The organism is Bradyrhizobium sp. URHC0002, assembly GCF_054059515.1.
The window spans coordinates 7236200-7255353 of sequence record NZ_JBSSCF010000001.1 but is presented as its reverse complement, the minus strand read 5'-3'; the positions used below and the strand labels follow the sequence as shown (position 1 = coordinate 7255353).

General features: G+C 63.3%; 17 protein-coding genes and 2 pseudogenes. 6 read left to right on the top strand and 13 right to left on the bottom strand.

Annotated elements, in window-relative coordinates; genetic code table 11:
• Positions 1–16: 16 nt before the first annotated feature.
• Genes ACVWVY_RS35320 through ACVWVY_RS35310 form a run of 3 tightly spaced genes read right to left on the bottom strand, consistent with a single transcriptional unit; the run spans position 17 to position 3045 of the window.
• Positions 17–1528, bottom strand: a complete 1512-nt coding sequence (locus ACVWVY_RS35320; protein WP_456630713.1) for a tripartite tricarboxylate transporter permease — start codon at positions 1526–1528, stop codon at positions 17–19.
• Between the two features lie 3 nt (positions 1529–1531).
• Positions 1532–2017: a tripartite tricarboxylate transporter TctB family protein gene (locus tag ACVWVY_RS35315; RefSeq protein ID WP_456630712.1), complete on the bottom strand. Its 486-nt coding sequence runs from the start codon at positions 2015–2017 to the stop codon at positions 1532–1534.
• Between the two features lie 35 nt (positions 2018–2052).
• Positions 2053–3045: a tripartite tricarboxylate transporter substrate binding protein gene (locus tag ACVWVY_RS35310; RefSeq protein WP_456630711.1), complete on the bottom strand. Its 993-nt coding sequence runs from the start codon at positions 3043–3045 to the stop codon at positions 2053–2055.
• 223 nt (positions 3046–3268) lie between these two features.
• Here ACVWVY_RS35310 and ACVWVY_RS35305 point away from each other — a divergent pair, with 223 nt between their 5' ends.
• The gene (locus tag ACVWVY_RS35305) at positions 3269–3739 is read left to right on the top strand and encodes an SRPBCC family protein (protein ID WP_456630710.1); all 471 of its coding nucleotides are present in this window, start codon (positions 3269–3271) and stop codon (positions 3737–3739) included.
• 11 nt (positions 3740–3750) lie between these two features.
• Here the strand turns inward: ACVWVY_RS35305 and ACVWVY_RS35300 are convergent, their stop codons facing one another.
• The 10 genes and pseudogenes from ACVWVY_RS35300 to ACVWVY_RS35255 all read right to left on the bottom strand — a co-directional run bounded on the left by ACVWVY_RS35300 (position 3751) and on the right by ACVWVY_RS35255 (position 12376).
• Positions 3751–4533: a PdaC/SigV domain-containing protein gene (locus ACVWVY_RS35300; RefSeq protein WP_456632392.1), complete on the bottom strand. Its 783-nt coding sequence runs from the start codon at positions 4531–4533 to the stop codon at positions 3751–3753.
• A gap of 48 nt (positions 4534–4581) precedes the next feature.
• Positions 4582–6741: a methylmalonyl-CoA mutase gene (gene scpA, locus ACVWVY_RS35295; RefSeq protein ID WP_456630709.1), complete on the bottom strand. Its 2160-nt coding sequence runs from the start codon at positions 6739–6741 to the stop codon at positions 4582–4584.
• 222 nt (positions 6742–6963) lie between these two features.
• On the bottom strand, positions 6964–7320 hold the full coding sequence (locus ACVWVY_RS35290) for a hypothetical protein (RefSeq protein ID WP_456630708.1): 357 nt from the start codon (positions 7318–7320) through the stop codon (positions 6964–6966).
• Positions 7321–7331: 11 nt separating this feature from the next.
• A complete protein-coding gene (locus ACVWVY_RS35285; protein WP_456630707.1) occupies positions 7332–7799 on the bottom strand; it encodes a GFA family protein in 468 nt (155 codons plus the stop codon).
• A 2-nt stretch (positions 7800–7801) separates the two neighbouring features.
• Positions 7802–9665: pseudogene (locus ACVWVY_RS35280) on the bottom strand (methylmalonyl-CoA mutase family protein).
• A gap of 92 nt (positions 9666–9757) precedes the next feature.
• Positions 9758–10249, bottom strand: a complete 492-nt coding sequence (folK, locus tag ACVWVY_RS35275; protein WP_456630706.1) for a 2-amino-4-hydroxy-6-hydroxymethyldihydropteridine diphosphokinase — start codon at positions 10247–10249, stop codon at positions 9758–9760.
• 1 nt (position 10250) lies between these two features.
• Positions 10251–10622, bottom strand: a complete 372-nt coding sequence (folB, locus tag ACVWVY_RS35270; protein ID WP_456630705.1) for a dihydroneopterin aldolase — start codon at positions 10620–10622, stop codon at positions 10251–10253.
• Complete coding sequence (gene folP, locus ACVWVY_RS35265) at positions 10619–11476, bottom strand: dihydropteroate synthase (RefSeq protein ID WP_456630704.1); 858 nt, start codon at positions 11474–11476, stop codon at positions 10619–10621. The genes folB and folP overlap by 4 nt, the downstream gene beginning before the upstream one ends.
• 72 nt (positions 11477–11548) lie before the next feature.
• The gene (locus ACVWVY_RS35260) at positions 11549–11956 is read right to left on the bottom strand and encodes a DUF4332 domain-containing protein (protein ID WP_456630703.1); all 408 of its coding nucleotides are present in this window, start codon (positions 11954–11956) and stop codon (positions 11549–11551) included.
• A 54-nt stretch (positions 11957–12010) separates the two neighbouring features.
• Positions 12011–12376, bottom strand: a complete 366-nt coding sequence (locus ACVWVY_RS35255; RefSeq protein WP_456630702.1) for a DUF2267 domain-containing protein — start codon at positions 12374–12376, stop codon at positions 12011–12013.
• A gap of 328 nt (positions 12377–12704) precedes the next feature.
• Here ACVWVY_RS35255 and ACVWVY_RS35250 point away from each other — a divergent pair, with 328 nt between their 5' ends.
• The 5 genes and pseudogenes from ACVWVY_RS35250 (at position 12705) to ACVWVY_RS35230 (ending at position 19103) form a co-directional block, all read left to right on the top strand.
• On the top strand, positions 12705–14330 hold the full coding sequence (locus tag ACVWVY_RS35250) for a helicase HerA-like domain-containing protein (protein ID WP_456630701.1): 1626 nt from the start codon (positions 12705–12707) through the stop codon (positions 14328–14330).
• A 35-nt stretch (positions 14331–14365) separates the two neighbouring features.
• Positions 14366–15688 carry a glycosyltransferase family 87 protein gene (locus ACVWVY_RS35245; RefSeq protein WP_456630700.1) on the top strand — a complete coding sequence of 441 codons (1323 nt, stop codon included), beginning with the start codon at positions 14366–14368 and terminating at the stop codon, positions 15686–15688.
• A gap of 19 nt (positions 15689–15707) precedes the next feature.
• The gene (locus ACVWVY_RS35240; protein WP_456630699.1) at positions 15708–17108 is read left to right on the top strand and encodes a M20/M25/M40 family metallo-hydrolase; all 1401 of its coding nucleotides are present in this window, start codon (positions 15708–15710) and stop codon (positions 17106–17108) included.
• A gap of 378 nt (positions 17109–17486) precedes the next feature.
• Positions 17487–17870, top strand: a pseudogene (locus tag ACVWVY_RS35235) (PAS domain-containing protein); the annotation flags it as partial.
• A gap of 117 nt (positions 17871–17987) precedes the next feature.
• Positions 17988–19103, top strand: coding sequence for a sensor histidine kinase (locus ACVWVY_RS35230; RefSeq protein ID WP_456632391.1), 1116 nt, complete (start codon positions 17988–17990; stop codon positions 19101–19103).
• The last annotated feature ends 51 nt before the right edge of the window (positions 19104–19154 follow it).

Here is a 19154-nt window from a genome sequence, read left to right as displayed (position 1 = left end):
GGCCTGCGCGGTCCGTTCAGCCGGCCGATGTGGCGGGGGCGGGCTGGCCTTTGAGCTTCCGCCACACCCAGACCAGCGCCGGCCAGATCAGCGCGCCGATCGCCATGGCGGCGAGGATCGCGGCGATCGGCCGCTCGAAGAACGGCAATATGCTGCCGTCGGATTTGATCAGCGAGGTGACGAACGCCTGTTCCACCATGGTGCCCATCACGATGCCGAGCACCATGGCAGCTACCGGATAGCCGTTTTCCTCCATGACGTAGCCGATGATCCCGAACATCGCGACGGTGACGACGCCGAACATGTTGTTGCCGATGGCGAAGGAACCCACCGCGCAGCACAGCATGATGACCGGCATCACGCTGGAACGCGGCGCGCGCAGCACATAGCTCGCCAGCCGGATCATGACGATGCCGAACGGGATCATGATGATGTTGGCGATGATGAACATCAGGTAGATCGCATACATGCTCGACGCTTTTTCGGTGAACAGCGTCGGGCCGGGGTTGAGGCCCTTCATGTAGAGCACGCCGATGGCAATCGCGGCGATGGTGTCGCCGGGAATGCCGAACAGCAGCGACGGCACCCAGCCCGAGGCGATGCTGGCGTTGTTGCTGGCGCCGGCTTCGACCAGGCCTTCGACATGGCCGGTTCCGAACTTCTCGGGTTCTTTTGAAAAGCGTTTCGACATGGCGTAGCTGACCCAGGCGGCCATGTCGGCGCCGGCGCCCGGCAGCACGCCGATGATGATCCCGATGATGTTCCCGCGCGTCATCTGCCAGTGATATTTTTTTGTCAGCAGCCACTGGCCCGCCATGATGCTCCCGAACTTGCGCCGCGGGATCGGCGGCGGCTCCGGCGTCAGCATCGCGCGCATCACCTGGGCCACGGCAAAGACGCCGACCAGCGCCGGGATCGGTTCGATGCCGCCGAACAGGTCGGTCATGCCGAATGTGAAGCGTGGTACGCCGCCCGGGTTTTCGATGCCGATGCAGGAGACGAGCAGGCCGATGAACATGCCGGCGATTGCCTTCACCGGGGAAGAACGCGCGACCAGCGTGGCGCACATCAGGCCGAGGAACGCCAGCCAGAAATATTCGAAGGTCGAGAACGACAGCGCGATCTCGGCGAGTGGCGGCGCCAGGATCATCAGCGAGAGCGTGCCCGCGATGCCGCCGACGGCGGAAAACCACACGCCCGCGCCGAGCGCGAGCTCCGCCTCGCCCTTGCGCGTCATCGCATAGGCTTCGTCCGCATAGGCGGCGGAGGCGGGGGTGCCGGGAATGCGCAGCAAGGCGCCTGGAATGTCACCGGAGAAGATCGCCATCGAGGAGGCCGCCACGATGGTAGCGATCGCGGCGATCGGCGACAGATAGAAGGTGACGGGGACCAGAAGCGCAGTTGCCATCGTGGCCGATAGCCCGGGCAGCGATCCGATGACGAGGCCGTAGATCGAGGCCGCGAACATCGCGATGATGACTTCCCAGGTGGAAATGAGCGCGAACGCTTCAATCAGGGTTTTAAGCATCGATCACCACGGCATCGGCAGCAGCCCGGCCGGCAAGGGCACGCGCAGCAACTTTGAGAAAATCAGATGAATGCCGATCGGCGCCAGCACGGCGAGCGGCAACGACAGCTTCCACTTTGCGCCGAGCGCGGTCGACGTGACGAACACGATCAGCGCTGCCGTGATGATGAAGCCGAGCCGGTCCGCCACAACCACGTAGAACAGCAGCAACGCCGGCGGCAGCAGGGCGCGCAGCCCGTAGAACTTTCCGGTCGGCGCCGGTGGCTGGCCGCCCTCGACCGGAATGAGCTCTTCTTCCTCTTCGAAACTGTGACCGATCCCGAACGCGATCGCGAGCCCGCAGAGCGCGAGACCCGTCCCGATCACGAGTGGGAAGACGTTGGGCCCGACCGGCTGGCCGGGCACCGGCGGCAACTGCCAGCCGCCATAGGCGGCAGCCGCGCCGAGGCCAACGAGAAACAATCCCGTGACGCGATCGGGAAGACGCATGGAAGAACTCCGCGGATTGGAACGATGAAGCGCGATCAGGCCTTCGACAGGCCAGCGGCCTTCATCGCCACGCCCATCTGGGCGTCGCCCTTGTCCATGAAGGTGGCGAATTCGGTCGCGTCGCCCCAGACCGTTCCGAAGCCGCGATTGCTCATGAACTCCTTGAACTCCCTGGAGTCGAAAACCTTCTTCAGCGACGCCGTCAGCTTGGTCGCGACATCCGCAGGCAAGCCCTTGGGGCCGGCAATGCCGCGCCACGCGCCGGTCGAATAATCGATGCCCATCGCTTCCTTCAGCGTCGGAACGTCGGGGAAGGCCGGGTTGCGGGCCGCGGCCATCAGCGCAAGGCTGCGCGCCTTACCGGCCTCGATGATGGCGCGCGCTTCCGGCACCGAGCAGGTGGTGAGGTCGAGGCCGCCGGCCGCGAGATCCTGCATCGCGGGCGCAGCGCCGTTCGACGGCACCCAGGCCACGTGGTTCGGTGCAAGTCCCATCGCCTGCATCCAGCCGACCAGCGCCAGGTGCCAGATGCCGCCCTGACCGGTGCCGGAGGCCTTGAACTTGCCGGCAGGCGCGGCCTTGATGGCTTCGGCGAGCTCTTTCACGGTCTTGTAGGGCGACCCGGAGCTGACCTGGATGCCGGGCGGATCCTCGTTCATCAGCGCCAGCGGCGTGTAGCTCTTCGGCGCCAGTTCCGTGAGCCCCTGCCAATGCATCATCGAGATTTCCACCGTCAACATACCGATGGTGTAACCGTCGGGCTGTGCGGTCGCGATCGCGGTATGACCGACCACGCCGGAGCCGCCGGTGCGGTTGACCACGTTGAACGGCTGGCCGAGATCCTTCTCCAGCAGCGCCGCCACGATGCGTGCGGTCGCATCAGTACCGCCGCCGGCGCCCCACGGCACGATCACGGTCACCGGCCGCGCCGGATAGGCCTGCGCCAAAGCCGGCTTGATGCCAAAACCCGCGACGGCCGCGGCAGCAGCGGATGAAGCCGCGAAGGCGCGGCGGGTAATCTTGGGCATGGTCGTTCTCCCCTGCGGCGTCCGTGAGGCCGGACGCTCTTTGATGAGGCATTCTAGGCGGCTTTGCGCAGGGATCGCAAGGCGTTGGGCAATGAAGCGCAATCATTGCAGGTGGGCATCGCGCCCTATCCGGAAATCGGGTGGCAGCGATCAGAGCTACCTGAAATAGGTATCATGTGCGGCGCCGGAGTTGAGGCAGCCGCGATCGAATGCGGAGACCATCATGACGATAGCCTATTACAGCACCGTGCTGAACCACCCTCTGGAAACCGTGTGGACCCTGATCCGCGATTTCAACAATTATCCGGCCTATATCGACGGGGTCACCGAGAGCGTGATCGAGGACGACAAGGGCGGCGACGAGGTCGGTGCGGTCAGGCGCTTCTGCTATCTCGGCAACTGGATCAGACAGCGCCTGGCCGGCCATTCCGACGCAGGCCATTCGCTGACCTATGCCGGCATCGAGCCGTTTCCGTTTCCGCCCGGGCTCTTGCCCGATGCGCCCGGACCGACGCGCTATGAAGGGACGATGCACCTGCTTCCGGTCGTCGAGGGCAACAGGACATTTATCGAGTGGAGAGTTCAGCTTGATACCGCGCCGCAGGATTCCGATCGCTGGCAGACGCTGTTCCAGTCATGGATTCCGGACTGGACGCATTCGCTTGAGCGGGCGCTGGGCCGTCAGGCTGCTTGATGGTACGGCCGTCATTGCGGCCCGTCTTCGTCGTCCTTCGGTCGCGCGCCGCCGAAAATCCTGACGCCTTCGGGCGTCAGATACGGCTTCAACGTCTCCCATGGTACGAAGGCGACATACCCGCCTTCGGCGTAGGAGCCGACCGCGTAAGGAGCGTAGTGAAAGGTCAGGCCGGAGCTCTTGCCTTCCTCGGTCGATGGCGCCAGCGAGACCGGCCCGATCTGGAGCAGCTTTGGCTCGATCGCTTCGATGGCGCTGGCATCCGTGCCTTCCGTGCCGCGTTTCTTTTTCTCGGCCTCCAGCGATGCAATGACGCCCTGCCGCATCGCTTTCAGCGTCGGGCCGTTGTCGGCCGTTTCGGTAAAGAATGGACGGATGCTGATGCGTTTGCCGGCTGACTTGTCCCACAGGATCGTGTCGGACGAGCTGTTGGGATGCGCGCCACCGGTATACTCATAGTTGGCTCTGACGATGCTGACATAACGGCCGTCGACCACCGAGCGCATTTCGTATTTCCGCTCCATGGTCCAAGGGCCGTTGCGGAAAAGCTCAGGGTCCTGCTTGCGCTCCTTGTCGGCATCGGCGCGGTTCTTCTCCGCCCACTTCTTGCCCTCGGCCAGGCAATTGGTCGCCAGCGCTGCATCGGCCTTGATCTTCGCGTCGAGGACGACGCTGGCCTCGATCGATTTGGTCTTGATGGAAAAGTCCGGCTTGGGCTCGGCGGCAAGCGCCGGGCCGAGTGCCGCAGCGCATGCGATGGCGCCCGCTAAAGCCAATGTCCGGGCGAATGCGATGCTGCGCAAGGACGGTCCTTCCGGAAGTAGCTGGCCCCCGGCGGAAAGTTACTCCGCCGCCTCGCTGCTGTGGCCGAGCCGGGCGTTGAGCTTTTGAATCAGCTCTTCGGCGGCATCGGAGATCACGGTGCCGGGCGGGAAGATCGCTTCGGCGCCGGCCTTGTACAGTGCCTCGTAATCCTGCGGCGGGACCACGCCACCGATGATGATCATGATGTCCTCGCGGCCGTGCTTCTTCAGTGCGGCCTTCAGTTCCGGGACAGCCGTGAGGTGGGCGGCGGCCAGCGACGACACGCCGAGAATATGGACGTCGTTCTCGACTGCCTGGCGTGCCGCCTCGTCGGCGGTGGCGAACAATGGTCCGATATCGACGTCGAAGCCGACATCGGCAAAGGCGGATGCAATCACCTTCTGGCCGCGGTCGTGGCCGTCCTGGCCGATCTTGGCGACGAGGATGCGGGGGCGGCGGCCCTCGGCGTTCTCGAACGCATCGATCAGCTCCTGCACCTTCTCGACCCGGTTGGACATGGCGGACGCCTCCCGCTTGTAGACGCCGGTGATGGATTTGATTTCGGCGCGGTGACGCCCAAACACCTTTTCCATCGCGTCCGAAATTTCGCCGACGGTGGCTTTGGCGCGCGCCGCGTCGATGGCGAGCGCCAAAAGATTGCCGTTGCCTTCGCCGGCGCTGCGCGTCAGCGCCGCGAGCGCAGAATCGACTTCCTTCTGGTCGCGCTCGGAGCGCAGCCGCTTCAGCTTGTCGATCTGCAGCCGCCGCACGGTGGAATTTTCCACCTTGAGCACGTCGATCGCGGCTTCATTGACCGGCTTGAACTTGTTGACGCCGATCACCGCCTGACGTCCGGCGTCGATCCGCGCCTGCGTCTTGGCGGAGGCCTCCTCGATGCGCAGCTTCGGCACGCCGGCTTCGATCGCCTTGGCCATGCCGCCGAGCGCCTCGACCTCCTGGATATGGCCCCAGGCTTTCGCCGCGAGATCCCGCGTCAGCCGTTCGACGTAATAGGAGCCGCCCCAGGGATCGATGATGCGGTTGGTGCCGCTTTCCTGCTGCAGGAACAATTGCGTGTTGCGCGCGATGCGGGCCGAAAAGTCGGTCGGCAGCGCCAGAGCCTCGTCGAGCGCATTGGTGTGCAGCGACTGGGTGTGGCCTTGCGTCGCCGCCATCGCCTCGATGGTGGTGCGCATCACATTGTTGAAGACGTCCTGCGCGGTCAGCGACCAGCCGGAGGTCTGGCAATGCGTGCGCAGCGACAGCGAGCGCGGATCCTTTGGATTGAACTGCGTCAGCAGCTTGGCCCACAGCAGCCGCGCGGCGCGCATCTTGGCGACTTCCATGAAGAAGTTCATGCCGATCGCCCAGAAGAATGACAGCCGCGGCGCGAAGCGGTCGACGTCGAGGCCGGCCGCCAAGCCTGCGCGCAGATATTCGACGCCGTCGGCCAGCGTGTAGGCGAGCTCGAGGTCCTGCGTCGCGCCCGCTTCCTGCATGTGATAGCCGGAGATCGAGATCGAATTGTACTTCGGCATTTTCTGCGAGGTGTACGCAAAGATGTCGGAGATGATCCGCATCGAGGGCGTCGGCGGATAGATGTAGGTGTTGCGCACCATGAATTCTTTCAGAATGTCGTTCTGAATGGTGCCCGACAACTTCTCCGGCGCAACGCCCTGTTCCTCCGCGGCCGCGACGAACAGCGCGAGGATCGGCAGCACCGCGCCGTTCATGGTCATCGACACGCTCATCTGGTCGAGCGGAATGCCGGCGAACAACGTGCGCATGTCGTAGATGGAGTCGATCGCCACGCCGGCCATGCCGACGTCGCCGGAGACGCGCGGATGATCGGAATCGTAGCCGCGATGGGTGGCAAGGTCGAAGGCGACCGAGAGGCCTTTCTGCCCGGCCGCGAGGTTGCGGCGGTAGAAGGCGTTGGAATCTTCCGCCGTCGAGAAGCCGGCGTACTGCCTGATCGTCCAGGGCTGGTTGACGTACATGGTCGGGTAGGGGCCGCGCAGATAAGGCGCAACGCCCGGCCACGTCTCCAGGAAATCGATGCCTTCGAGATCGGCCTCGCTGTAGCCGGGCTTCACCGGGATGCCCTCGGGCGTCAGCCACGGCTCGGCACCGCCGGCAGGCTGCGCGGGCGCCACCGGCTCGAACGCAACATCAGCGAAATTGGGAATGCGGGTCATTCCTTGGATTCCTCAAACCTTCGGTTTCGTTCGATCAGCTTTTGAACGTTCTTCTTGTAGACCGGGTCGTCCAAGCTGCTGTTTGGCAGGACCTTTGTGAAGAACCGCTGATCGGCCCCGAAATTGGGTCGATCAAGTTGATCACAAGGTCTGCCAAACACCGAAACATTGGCCAATCCTACCACGCTTGCCGCCCCTGATAACCAGCCAAATCCGCTCGGCTCAGCTAGCTGTTTGCGCTTTTCGCAGCGCAATCCGTCGTTTCATTTCGTCAGTTACGTCCTTCAACTCACATTCCGAGAGGTAAGCATTGTAGTCTGAGGGCATAAGCAGTTCGTGACCTTTCAGTGCGGCGAGGCCTCCAAAGATCAGAGCGTTGATCTTGTAGAAGATCCGAGCATGAAACAGCCCTCGGCCGAATAGGATCGTCCAGAGGCGGTCCAGCAGCCTGTGTCTGGCGTATTTCGGCGCTTCCAGAATTCTCACTTCCTTTTCCCGGATCAGCGCCTCATATCTCGACGCGATTTCGGCGTCGTCGAGCTTCGCTAGGTCCCCCCGAAGGTTCATTCCGATGCGCATGGATCGCGGGCTCAATCATGGTCCGGATGCTGGTGGCTGGTAATCGTCGCCATCTTCTCTGGCCCGTAATTCTGTTGCGTGGTCTGGCTCGGCAGGTTGGCGATGCCGACCACCCAGCCGAGCCGGGATTCGGTTCCAAATTGCCGCGTCGGCACCACCCGGTCGGGGCGGTCGAACGCGCCGGTCATGATCTCGATCCGGGGGCCATCGATCAGCCGGTAGGTCAGCGGCGTGCCGCAGGCTGCGCAGAAAGCGCGCTCGGCGATGGAGGAGGACTGAAACGTCGCCGGCTTGCCGCGGGTCCAGGTGAAGTGTTCGTGCTCGATATCGGCGAGCGAGGCGAAGGGCGCTCCCGATGCTTTCTGGCACATCCGGCAATGGCAGATGCTAACCTTGGGCGGCGGCACCGACAGCGCAAAGCGGATGGCGCCGCACTGGCAGCCGCCGGTCAGGACCGTCTTGTGGTTGTTCTCCGTCATGCTCACTCCATGCGCCGCCAGGTTTCCCGCAGCATCGCCAGCGCGTCGCCGCCGGCAAAGATGAAATCGCCGACGCCAGCCGTGCGCAACGCGGCCTCCTGTTCGCCGGGCCGCCCTGCCAGATAGATATGCGTGGCGCCGGCGGCTTGAAGGGCCTTTGCGGCGGCGGCCGCGTGTTCCGCGTAGACCTTGTCGGACGAGCAAAGGCAAACAATAGCGGTGCCGGACCCCTTGAACGCGGTCGTGAGCGCCGCCGGGTCGGCAAAGCCTTGCGTATCGATCGCCTCGATGCCGCCGGTCTCGAAAAAACTCTTGGCGAAGGTGGCGCGCGCGGTGAAGTCGGCGGCAGTGCCGAGATTGGCGAGGAATATCTTTGGCCGCATGCCGGATGTCTTGAGCTCTTCGTCCGATTTGTCGCGCAGCGCCTCGAACGGCGCGGCCAGCCGCATCGGCGCCACCGCATCGAACTTTGAACTTTGCCTCGCCATAGGGCGGCAGCACCACCGGCGTCGCATCGAGCACGGCGATCTCAGCTTCATGCAGGTTCGGAAACTCACTCGCGCCCGTCAGCACGTCACGTCGCTTGGCGATATTGGCCTCGCGGGCAGCGCGGGTTGTGGCGACCTTGCGCTGGATCAGATTTTGTTCGAGCGCGGCGAAGATGCCGCCAGCCTTTTCGATCTCCTGAAACAGCGACCACGCGGATTCGCAAAGCTGTCTTGTCAGTGTTTCGATGCCGCCAGAGCCGGCTGCGGGATCGCTCACCTTGGCGAGGTTGGATTCTTCCAGCAGCACCAGTTGCGTGTTGCGCGCGGCACGCCGCGCAAACGGATCGGGCAGACCCAGCGCCAGCGTGTGCGGCAATACGGTGATGGCGTTGGCGCCGCCGAGGCCGGCGGAGAAGGTCGCCATCGTCGCCCGCAGCATGTTCACGTAGGCGTCGCGCTGCGTCAGCATCCGCCAGGCGGTATCGGCCGCGATGAACAGCGGTTTGGGCGTGAGACCGCAGGCCTCTTCGATCCGCGCCCATAATAGCCGCAGCGCCCGGAATTTCGCCAGCGTCAGGAACTGGTCGGCGTCCGCGCTGAGCCGCGCATAGACCTTGCCTTGCGCATCTTCGAGCGCAATCCCGGCCTGTTCGATCGCACGCAGATAGGCAACGGCCGCGGCCAGCACGAATGCCAGTTCCTGCACTTCCGATCCGCCGGCATCATGAATCACCCGCCCATCGGCGGCGGCGAGCGGGCCCTTAAAACCCATCGCGGCGAGGCCTTTGATCGCGCCCGTGACCGCGGGCGCGATCTCTTCCCAGCTGTAGGGACTGAAGCCCCAGACTGCACAGGACCCAAGCGGGTCCAGCCCGAAGCGGATGTCGCAGGCGGCGGGATCGATGCCTTTGCGCTTGATATATTCCGCCACGTGAATGGCGGCCATTCGCGACTGCGGGCCAATCTGAAGCTCGATGCCGATCCCGGCGTCGAGATAAATGCCGTCGAGAACCTGCGCGACCGCCTCTGGCGAAGGATCCAGTCCGAAACCATGGGCGCCATTGGCGCCGGCGAATACGAGTGTCAGTCCCGTCGCGCCGTTCTCCAGATCGTGCAGTGCCTGTGCGTTGGCCGCTTTTGCATCGGGATGATCGATCCGCTGCATGATCTGCCAGGGCGCAGCCGCAGCACGGCCGGCGACCGGCGCGGCTCCTTTCGCGCGGCGATAGATCGGATCGATTTTCAACCCGTCGGACGTCTTGCTGATCAGTTTCTCGAACGGCGCGCCCTTCAGCACCCCGTCGACCAGCTTGCGCCAGTCCTCGTAGGTCGCTTGCGGAAACTCCGCGGCCAATGTCAGCTCATCAATATTGGTCATCCGGGCTATTTATTCCCTGGTCGTCTCTCGATTTGGCCGGAAATTGCCACGGGGCGGCCGCCAAGCCAAACGGTTGTTTGGGTCTTTCGGGGTCAATCGAGGTCGGGCAACCGCTGGATACCCTCGGTCGAAAGCTGCGCCAGCGCGTCGGCGACGCGGCGTCCCGCAATGACACGGTCGGGCGCGATTTCGGCCAGCGGCACCAGCACGAAGGCGCGCTCCAAAGCCCGCGGATGCGGCAGCGTCAGTTCCGGCTTGTCGAGCCTGACATCGTCATAGGCGATCAAATCGAGGTCCAGGGTGCGCGGACCCCAACGTGTCTCACGCGCGCGGTCGCGGCCGAATTTTTTCTCGATCTTGTGCAGCGTGAACAGCAGCGCATGCGGGTCGAGGCTGGTTTCGATCTCGATGCAGGCGTTGGTGAACGGCGCCTGCTGTTCCTCGCCCCAGGGCGGGGTGGTGTAGTCGGATGAACGCGCGAGCAGGGCGGCCTGTGTCATGCCGCAAATATTGGAAATGGCCTTGTTGAATGTCGCGCGGACGTCGCCGACATTACCGCCGAGCGCGATCAGCACGTCCGCCATGTCAGGGCGATTGCCGCTTGCGCGTCAGCACCACGCCGACATCCTCGAAGATCGCGGCAATCGGCGCATGCGGCTTGTGCACGGTGACCTTGACCGCATCGATGCGCGCAAACGCCGCGAGTATCGCGTCTGCCACGGCGCCCGCGGCGCGCTCCAGGAGCTTGTAATTGGTATTCTTGAACGCCGCCGTCGCGGTCGCCACCACGCTGGCATAGGATACGGTGTCGGACAGGTGATCGGTGCGTGAGGGTTCCGACAGGTTGACGGCAAGTTCGAGATCAATGACGAAACGCTGCCCGACTTCGGTCTCGTGCTCCATCACGCCGTGGCGGGCATGGATGACGACGCCGGTGATGAAGATCGTATCGCTCATCCCTGTTCCCTGATTGCGGCGGTGACGCGCAGCGCCTGTACGGTTTCGGCGACGTCATGCGCCCGGATGATCCGCGCCCCGTTCTGGGCCGCCAACAGATGCGCGGCGATCGAGCCGCCGAGGCGCTGATGCGGCTCCGACGGCGTCACCGTGCTGATGAAACGCTTGCGCGAGGCGCCGACCAACAGTGGAAGTCCGAACGACTGCAACTCGCCGAGCCGTGCCAGCGCGGTCATGCTTTGCTCCGGCGTCTTGCCGAAGCCGATGCCTGGATCGAGCACGATCTTGTCAGGCGAAATTCCAGCTTTCGCCGCGATGTCGAGCGAACGCGCGAAGAAGTCGACGATTTCCTGCATGATGTCTGCAGCGGGATCGGCGCTATCGCGATTATGCATGATGATGACGGGCGCGCCGCGCTCGGCGACGAGGCCAGCCATGCCGGAATCGCGCTGCAGGCCCCAGACATCGTTGGCGATCGCGGCGCCCTGATCGAGCGCCCAGGCGACGACGGCGGATTTCATGCTGTCGATCGACACGGGAATGCCGAGCGCGACGATTTCGGGCAGCACCGGCTGCAGGCGTTGCAATTCTTCTTCCGCCGAGATCGGTTCCGACCCATAGGGCCGGGTGGATTCCGCACCGATGTCGATGATGTCAGCGCCCTCGGCGATCATCCGCCGGGCCTGGGCCAGCGCGGGTTCGGGGGCCGCAAATTGCCCGCCGTCCGAGAATGAATCGGGCGTTACGTTCAGTACGCCCATCACCGCCGGATAAGGCATGGACAGCAGCGCAGACAGCACCGGTTGACCGGCCGGACCGGTTGTGGCGGTGGGGCTTGGCTTGGCTGCGATCATGCGGTCGATTTGCGCGGTCCGCGCCGCCGAGTCAAGGCGTGAGAGCCGGTCTCCGCGGGCAGCCTGACGGCTTTAGTAGCTAATCTTCGGCGCCAGCCTGCGCGCCTGTTCGATCAGTTGCTCGACTGATCTTTCCGAAGGCAAAACCCGGACAAGTTTGCGCCGGATATTTACGTCTTTCATGTTCTGGGCCAGTCGCGCCGGATTGCGGAGCGCGAGTTCGCGTACCGTGGTGACGCCGGCCGCGCGCACCAGGCCTACCTTGGCCTTGCCCATGCCGGGAATGCGCATGTAGTCGGAAAAATTGGCCCATTCGAGCAGTTGCTGTTCGCTGATGCCGGTCTTCGTCGCGAGCGCCTTACGCCCTTTCACCGTGCGGGCAGCCTCCAGCAGCGCCTCGGTGGTGCGAATGCCCACCGATTTCAGTTTCGAGGCAGAGTAGGCGGTCAGGCCTTCGATCTCGGAAAGGGGATAAGTCATGATACTCGATGAAAAAAGAATGTGCTGAGGCCGAACTGCTCACCAAGGCGCGAATTATGCGAACTGGCTGAGGCCCGGCGTCCCTGAAATGATTTCGCCCATCTGATCCGCTCCGATTTTGTCGCGGCCGAACCTGAATAGTTCACGCGCCACGTTTTGAATCTCGCTCATGCCCAGACCAAGCGCCATCAGCCTGGTGCCCACCGCCATTACTCCGCCGCCCATCAGCCGCGAGAAGCCGCCATTGCTGCTGGAGGCCGCAATCGCAGCCTCGGCACCCGGAATTTGGTCGATCAGGGCCTGAACCTTGTCGGAGGGCCCCTCGTTACGGAGAAAACCCAGAACGATGCCGATGGTTTTTTCAGCGACAGCGCTATCGATGCCGGCCTTGGAGGCCAGCCGTCCAATCAGTTCGTCCATATTTGCCCCGTCCCCAACCAGCCGTTTGATTGGCCGCTTGCCTAAAATTGATCTTGAGCGCCTGCGTTCTGAAATACAAGCGACCCACCCCCATCGAGATGATTTTGATTCGCCGAGTGTTGCAGCAATGCAAGACTTGGTGCCGATTCACGCTTACTTGTTGCGCTGCGTTCCCGCTTTTTTCTCTCTAAGGTCGGAAAAGTATGAGAAGCAGAGATGTCGAGGTGGGTGAATACTCATATGTGCGCCGCGAACGGTTTCAATCCGAAGCCAGGATGCGATATGATTGCCAATCAAACCTGCGCGATACGCGCGAAGAGGCGATGCAATGGTGACCTCCGATAACAAGACGGCCGATACCGACGAGAAGATTTTCATCGGCAAAGGTGAAGAAACGGTATGGCTTGCGCTTGCGCTTGCCAATCGGCATGGCCTCGTCACCGGAGCAACCGGAACCGGCAAGACCGTATCGCTGCAGGTGATGGCGGAGGGTTTTGCCCGCGCCGGTGTTCCCGTGTTCGCGGCCGATATCAAGGGCGACCTGTCCGGCATCTCCGAAGTCGGCGAGGGTAAGGATTTCATCCTCAAGCGCGCCAAGGAGATGGGCCTCGATTTCCAGCCCGACCAGTTCTCGACGGTGTTCTGGGACGTGTTCGGCGAGCAGGGCCATCCGGTTCGCGCCACGGTCACGGAGATGGGCCCGTTGTTGCTGTCGCGGATGCTCGATCTGAACGACGTGCAGGAAGGCGTCCTCAATGTCGCATTCCGTGTGGCGGATGAAAACGGCTTGACGCTGATCGACATGAAGGATCTGCGGTCGCTGTTGGATGCGATCGCGCCAGCCGGCGGAAAAAAGGGGCCGGATGCCGAGGAGGATGAACTCGCCGACATCCGGAAGGCCGCGCAGAGCTTTGGCAATGTCAGCAAGGCAACTGTCGGGACCATTCAGCGCCAGCTTCTGGTGCTGGAAAACCAGGGCGCAGCAAAATTCTTCGGTGAGCCGGCGCTGACGCTGAAGGATTTCATGAAGACCGACAGCGACGGCCGCGGCATGATCAACATCCTTGCCGCCGACAGACTGATGCAGAGCCCGAGGCTCTACGCCACCTTCCTGTTGTGGATGCTGTCGGAGCTGTTTGAAGAGTTGCCGGAAGCCGGCGACCTGCCGAAGCCGAAACTGGTGTTCTTCTTCGACGAAGCGCATCTGTTGTTCGACGATGCGCCGGACGCGCTGATGGACAAGATCGAGCAGGTGGTCCGCCTGATCCGCTCCAAGGGCGTAGGCGTCTACTTCGTCACACAGAACCCGATCGACGTGCCGGACAAGGTGCTGGCCCAGTTGGGCGGTCGCGTGCAGCACGCGTTGCGTGCCTTTACGCCGCGCGACCAGAAGGCGGTGAAAGCGGCGGCGCAGACCTTCCGGCCCAACCCCAAGCTCGACACCGCGCGCGTCATCATGGAACTCGGCAAGGGCGAGGCGCTGGTGTCGTTCCTCGAAGGCGGCGGCACGCCGACCATGGTCGAGCGCGTCATGATCCGTCCGCCGACCGCACGGATCGGGCCGGTCACGCCGGAAGAGCGCAAGGCGATCATGAGCAAGAGCCCGCTCAAGGGCAAATATGACACCGCGATCGACGCCGAATCTGCCTATGAGATGCTGCAGAAGCGCGTGGCGGGAACGGCGGCGCCTGCGGGTGGGCAGGATGGTGGCGCTGCCGGCGGCGGAATTCTCGGCCAGCTCGGATCGATCGTCGGCACGATCTTCGGCACCAACGTCAAGCGCGGCAGGATGTCGACCGGCCAGGTGATTGCGCGAGACGTTACGCGGTCCGTCACCAACAAGGTGGTGGGCGGCATCGTCGCCGATCTCGGCAAATCGGTCGGCGGATCGCTCGGCAGTTCGGTTGGGCGCGCGCTGGTGCGGGGCGCGCTCGGCGGCTTGCTGCGGCGGTAGAGCTGCGATCTCCCTCTGACCTCCGGAACGAGCGCGTGCTGAGATATCCATCGTTGCGAGCGCCGCTCGATCTTCTGTTTCTGGCCTGCTGCATCGCGCTGACGGCCGACGTACTGGTCCCGGAAATCTGGGCCAACGGCAAAACCAAGGACTATCCGCTATGGTTCTGGGCGGGGCAGCAGGTGCTGCACGGCAGGAATCTCTACCCCGACAATCCCGGCGGCTATTTTGAATTCATCTATCCGCCGCTGTCGGCGGTGCTGCTGGCGATCCCGAGCTGGTTCGGCAAGATCCCGCTTTATCTGTGCCTGTCGTTCCTCAACATCGTCGCGTGGTGGATGACGGCGCAATTCTCGCACGCGATGGCGGGATCGGGGCGGAAGCCCGGACCGTGGCTGGAAGCGCTGCCTGGCCTCGTCACCGTCACCTTCGTGTTCGACATGTTCGATCTCGGTCAACCGAATCTCGTGCTGCTGGCGCTGATGCTCTACGGGTTCTGGCTGCTGCGCGATCATCGTGGCTGGATGGCGGGAAGCATGTTTGCGCTGGCCACCGCCATCAAGGTGTTTCCAGTGGCGGTGCTGCCTTATCTAGTGTGGCGAAGACAGTGGGCGGCAGCGGCGAGCATGCTGATGTTGACAGGCGTGTTTCTGTTCATTCTGCCGGCACCGTTTCGCGGCTTCCAGCACAATGTCACGGAGCTGAAGACCTGGTACCAGGGCATGGTGGGGACCAGTTCGGAGAAGGGGTTCGGACAGCGCGACGAGCAGAACTGGTCGTGGGTCAATCAGTCGATCATCGCGGTGACGCACCGGCTGACGCGGCCGGTGAACTATAATCAGGACGATCCGTCCAAGCCGGTGCGCACGATGAATGTCGCCAATCTCGATTTCAGGACGGCGAACTGGATCGTGCTGGCGATCTCGCTGGCGATAGGGCTCGGATATCTCGCCGTGATGCCGAAGGCCACGCGCCGGACCGAGCGGTCGGATGCCGAGGAGCTTGGCATCCTGTTCTGTCTGATGACGGTCGCTTCGCCGCTGGCTCGCCAGTATTACTTTCTGTGGCTGTTCTTTCCGATCACCGTGCTGGCCCATCGCGCCGCTTATGATCCCAGGCCTGCGGTCAGAACCGGCACATGGGCGCTGCTCGCCGTCGCGGGCGGCTTGTTGTTCCTGTCGCTTCCGCTGTTCCCGATCGACCTGCAGGCCTATGGCAATAATCTCGCCGCCACCATCCTGCTGACGGCAGGGCTGGTCTGGCACATATTGCATCCGCCTGCCGCGGATGTTGCCTTGCCTCAGGCCACGGGCGAGCTACAACTTGACGCCAACAACAAGGCTTACAGCCAAGGGTAACCTCAAGGATAATCCAGCCATGTCCAACGCAAAAATGCAGCCGGTTCTCGATCACATCGACGCCGATTTCGACAACAGCCTCGAGCGGCTGTTTGCGTTGTTGCGGATCAAGTCGATCTCGGCCGACACGGCCTTCGCCGGCGATTGCAAGACGGCCGCCGATCATCTTGCGAAAGATATCGCGACGCTCGGCTTCAAGGCCGAGGTGAGGCCGACGGCGGGGCATCCCGCGATCGTCGCCAAAGCCAATGGCGGCGCCGGCGGCCGTCCGCACGTCCTGTTCTACGGCCACTACGACGTGCAGCCGGTCGATCCTTTGAACCTCTGGCACCGCCCGCCGTTCGAGCCCGTGGTCACCGACCACGCCGACGGCCGCAAGATCATCGTTGCGCGCGGGGCAGAGGACGACAAGGGGCAGTTGATGACTTTCGTCGAGGCCTGCCGCGCCTGGAAGAAGGTCACGGGATCGCTGCCGGTCGACATCACCATCGTGATCGAGGGCGAAGAGGAAATCGGATCGAAGAATTTCGTGCCGTTCCTGGAAGCGAACAAGGACGATCTCAAGGCCGACTTCGCACTGGTCTGCGACACCGGCATGTGGGACCAGAACACGCCGGCGATCACCACCTCGCTGCGCGGGCTCGTCTATGACGAGGTCAAGATCAAGGCCGCCAATCGCGACCTGCATTCCGGCATCTTCGGCGGCGGCGCGCGCAATCCGATTCGGGTGCTGACCAATATTCTCGGCGGGCTGCACGACGAGAACGGCCACATCACCATTCCCGGATTCTACGACGGCGTGAAGGACCTGCCGCCGGACATCCTGGCGCAGTGGAAGAACCTCAATCTCACGCCGGAGTCGTTCCTGAAGCCGATCGGCCTCTCCATTCCTGCCGGCGAGAAGGACCGCCTCTTGATCGAACAGGTGTCCTCGCGTCCGACCTGCGACATCAACGGCATCATCGGCGGCTATACCGGCGAGGGCTCCAAGACCGTGATCCCGGCGGAGGCTTCCGCAAAAGTCTCGTTCCGCCTGGTGGAGGGTCAGGACCCGGCAAAGATCCGCAACGCCTTCCGCGACTATGTCACCGCGCGCTTGCCCGCCGATTGCAAGGCCGAATTCATCGACCACTCCAACGCACCGGCGATCGCGCTCGACTGGAACATGAAGCCGCTTGCCGCCGCCAAGCGCGCGCTGACGGAAGAGTGGGGCAAGGAAGCGCTTTTGATCGGCTCGGGCGCCTCGATCCCGATCGTGGCGGATTTCAAGCGCACGCTCGGCCTCGACACTGTGCTGGTCGGCTTCGGACTCGACGACGACAACATCCATTCGCCGAACGAGAAGTATGACCTCAAGAGCTTCCACAAGGGCATCCGCTCCTGGGCACGGATTTTGGCAGCGCTCGCGGAGGCGAAATAGAGCGCGAGATAACGTAGGGTGGGCACGCGGAGCCTGTCATCGGGCGCGCGTTGGTGCGACACATTGGCTTTGCCTACCCTTGGCATCGTCATTGCGGCGACCGCGCGCCAGTGCAGAATGTGGTGGTTCTGGGGCAATTCTGGGCAGGTCCAGGGTTATTGGGACTATTGCACGCCACCTCATTGAGGCGTTCAATCCCGCAGATGACCGTCTCGTCGATACGGACCAGTTCGATCTGCCGTCGGCAGACGAGACGGTGGGCGACATGATCCGGATCCCCGGCGGTGTGCATTCCGAAGCGATCAATATCTCTAAAAGCGTATCGGGTTTAGTTGCGTCGCGCGCGGGAGGATTGGCGATGGAAGCCGATAGCAGCCGATGACAGCATATCAATCCTCGATCACGACCGGCGTGCCGCCGCGATTTTCAGACGAGGTGTTCGATCCGCGGCAGCCGACGCTGCAACTGATCTACGACGCTGCGCCGATCGGCCTTGCGTTCTTGTCGCCGGACTGCCGCTACCTCCAGGTCAACCAGCGCCTGACCGATATCTGCGGCATATCGGTTGAGGATCATCTTGGCCGCTATGTGCGGGACTGCGTACCGGCGCTGGCGGACGCGGTCGAAGGCATCGTGCAGTCGATCATGCGTACCGGCGATCCCGTCACCGGCGTCGAGGTGGCTGGCCAGCGCGCCGACCAGACCGATGAGCGCTTCTGGGTCACCTACTGGCACCCGCATCGCAACGCCGACGGTGAGATCGTCGGCGTCAATGTCGCTGCCGAGGAGATCACCGAGCGCAAGCGCGCCGAGGCCGCGCTAAGGGCCAGCGAACGTCAGTTCCACACGCTGGCGGATTCGATTCCGCAACTGGTGTGGATGGCGCACGCCGACGGCGCGACCTACTGGCTCAACAGTCACTGGTACGAATACACGGGCCGGCCCGCCGGCGAGGTCAACCCGCATGCCTGGCATACGGTGCTTGGCAATCGTTGGACCGAGGCATTGGCAACTGGCACCGCGCTGGAGTCGGAGTTGTCGCTGCTCAGCAAGGATGGCGAGTACCGCCCGTTCCTGACGCGCGTCGTTCCGCTGCGCGATTCCCAGGGCGTGGTCTATGGCTGGATCGGCACGCATATCGACATCAGCGAGCGCAAGCGCAGCGAGCGGGAAGTGCGGCGGGCCAGGGATGCGGCCGAAGCCGCGTTGCAAAATCTGCGCGAGACTCAGAACTGGCTGATCGAGGCGGAAAAGCTTGCCGCGCTCGGCCGGCTGGTCGCGGGTGTCGCGCACGAAATCAACAATCCGCTCGGCACCAGTCTGACGGTCGCGTCCTCGCTGGAGCGCAAAAGCCAATTGTTTGCCGCGGAAACGGCTCAGGGAACGCTCAAGCGGTCGAGCCTTAACGAGTTTGTGGACGCAGTGCGCAATGGCTCTGCGCAGCTTCAGGAGAGCCTGAACCGCGCGGCCGGACTGATCCAGTCGTTCAAGCAGGTGGCGTCCGACCGCAACAATTCGGATCTTCGGTCGTTCGACCTCGGCGATCTTACCGAGCAGGTCGCCATGGGCTTACGGCCGGCTCTGCCAAAGCACGGCGTGACGTTGAACGTCGCGTGCGAGCAGGGCCTTTCGATCAGCAGCTATCCTGGCTCCTACGGGCAGGTGCTGACCAACCTTTTCCTCAACTCGATCGCGCATGCGTTTCCGGACGGCCAGCAGGGAAGTATTGCCATCAAGGTGAGCGCATGCGGCGACAATGATGTCGAGATCATCTTCAGCGACGACGGCTGCGGCATGAGCCCGGACGTCAGGCGGCAGGCGTTCGATCCGTTCTTTACTACCCGCCGCCACCAGGGCGGCACCGGCCTTGGCCTGCATATCGTCCATAGCGTGGTGACGAATCGCCTGGGCGGCCAGCTTCGCTTGAGCAGCGAACCCGGCGCGGGAACTGACGTAAGGATCATACTCCCAAGACAGATGCCGGACGGGACGTGAGCGTTACGCCGGCGATGCCGCCGTCCCCAAATAAAAACGCCGCCCGGGATT

Excerpts from the sequence above, each read along its gene's own strand:
- ACVWVY_RS35320 (WP_456630713.1), bottom strand. The coding sequence starts at position 1,528 with ATGCTTAAAACCCTGATTGAAGCGTTCGCGCTCATTTCCACCTGGGAA.
- ACVWVY_RS35315 (WP_456630712.1), bottom strand. The coding sequence starts at position 2,017 with ATGCGTCTTCCCGATCGCGTCACGGGATTGTTTCTCGTTGGCCTCGGC.
- ACVWVY_RS35310 (WP_456630711.1), bottom strand. The coding sequence starts at position 3,045 with ATGCCCAAGATTACCCGCCGCGCCTTCGCGGCTTCATCCGCTGCTGCC.
- ACVWVY_RS35305 (WP_456630710.1), top strand. The coding sequence starts at position 3,269 with ATGACGATAGCCTATTACAGCACCGTGCTGAACCACCCTCTGGAAACC.
- scpA (WP_456630709.1), bottom strand. The coding sequence starts at position 6,741 with ATGACCCGCATTCCCAATTTCGCTGATGTTGCGTTCGAGCCGGTGGCG.
- ACVWVY_RS35290 (WP_456630708.1), bottom strand. The coding sequence starts at position 7,320 with ATGCGCATCGGAATGAACCTTCGGGGGGACCTAGCGAAGCTCGACGAC.
- ACVWVY_RS35285 (WP_456630707.1), bottom strand. The coding sequence starts at position 7,799 with ATGACGGAGAACAACCACAAGACGGTCCTGACCGGCGGCTGCCAGTGC.
- folK (WP_456630706.1), bottom strand. The coding sequence starts at position 10,249 with ATGGCGGACGTGCTGATCGCGCTCGGCGGTAATGTCGGCGACGTCCGC.
- folB (WP_456630705.1), bottom strand. The coding sequence starts at position 10,622 with ATGAGCGATACGATCTTCATCACCGGCGTCGTCATCCATGCCCGCCAC.
- folP (WP_456630704.1), bottom strand. The coding sequence starts at position 11,476 with ATGATCGCAGCCAAGCCAAGCCCCACCGCCACAACCGGTCCGGCCGGT.
- ACVWVY_RS35260 (WP_456630703.1), bottom strand. The coding sequence starts at position 11,956 with ATGACTTATCCCCTTTCCGAGATCGAAGGCCTGACCGCCTACTCTGCC.
- ACVWVY_RS35255 (WP_456630702.1), bottom strand. The coding sequence starts at position 12,376 with ATGGACGAACTGATTGGACGGCTGGCCTCCAAGGCCGGCATCGATAGC.
- ACVWVY_RS35250 (WP_456630701.1), top strand. The coding sequence starts at position 12,705 with ATGGTGACCTCCGATAACAAGACGGCCGATACCGACGAGAAGATTTTC.
- ACVWVY_RS35240 (WP_456630699.1), top strand. The coding sequence starts at position 15,708 with ATGTCCAACGCAAAAATGCAGCCGGTTCTCGATCACATCGACGCCGAT.
- ACVWVY_RS35230 (WP_456632391.1), top strand. The coding sequence starts at position 17,988 with ATGGCGCACGCCGACGGCGCGACCTACTGGCTCAACAGTCACTGGTAC.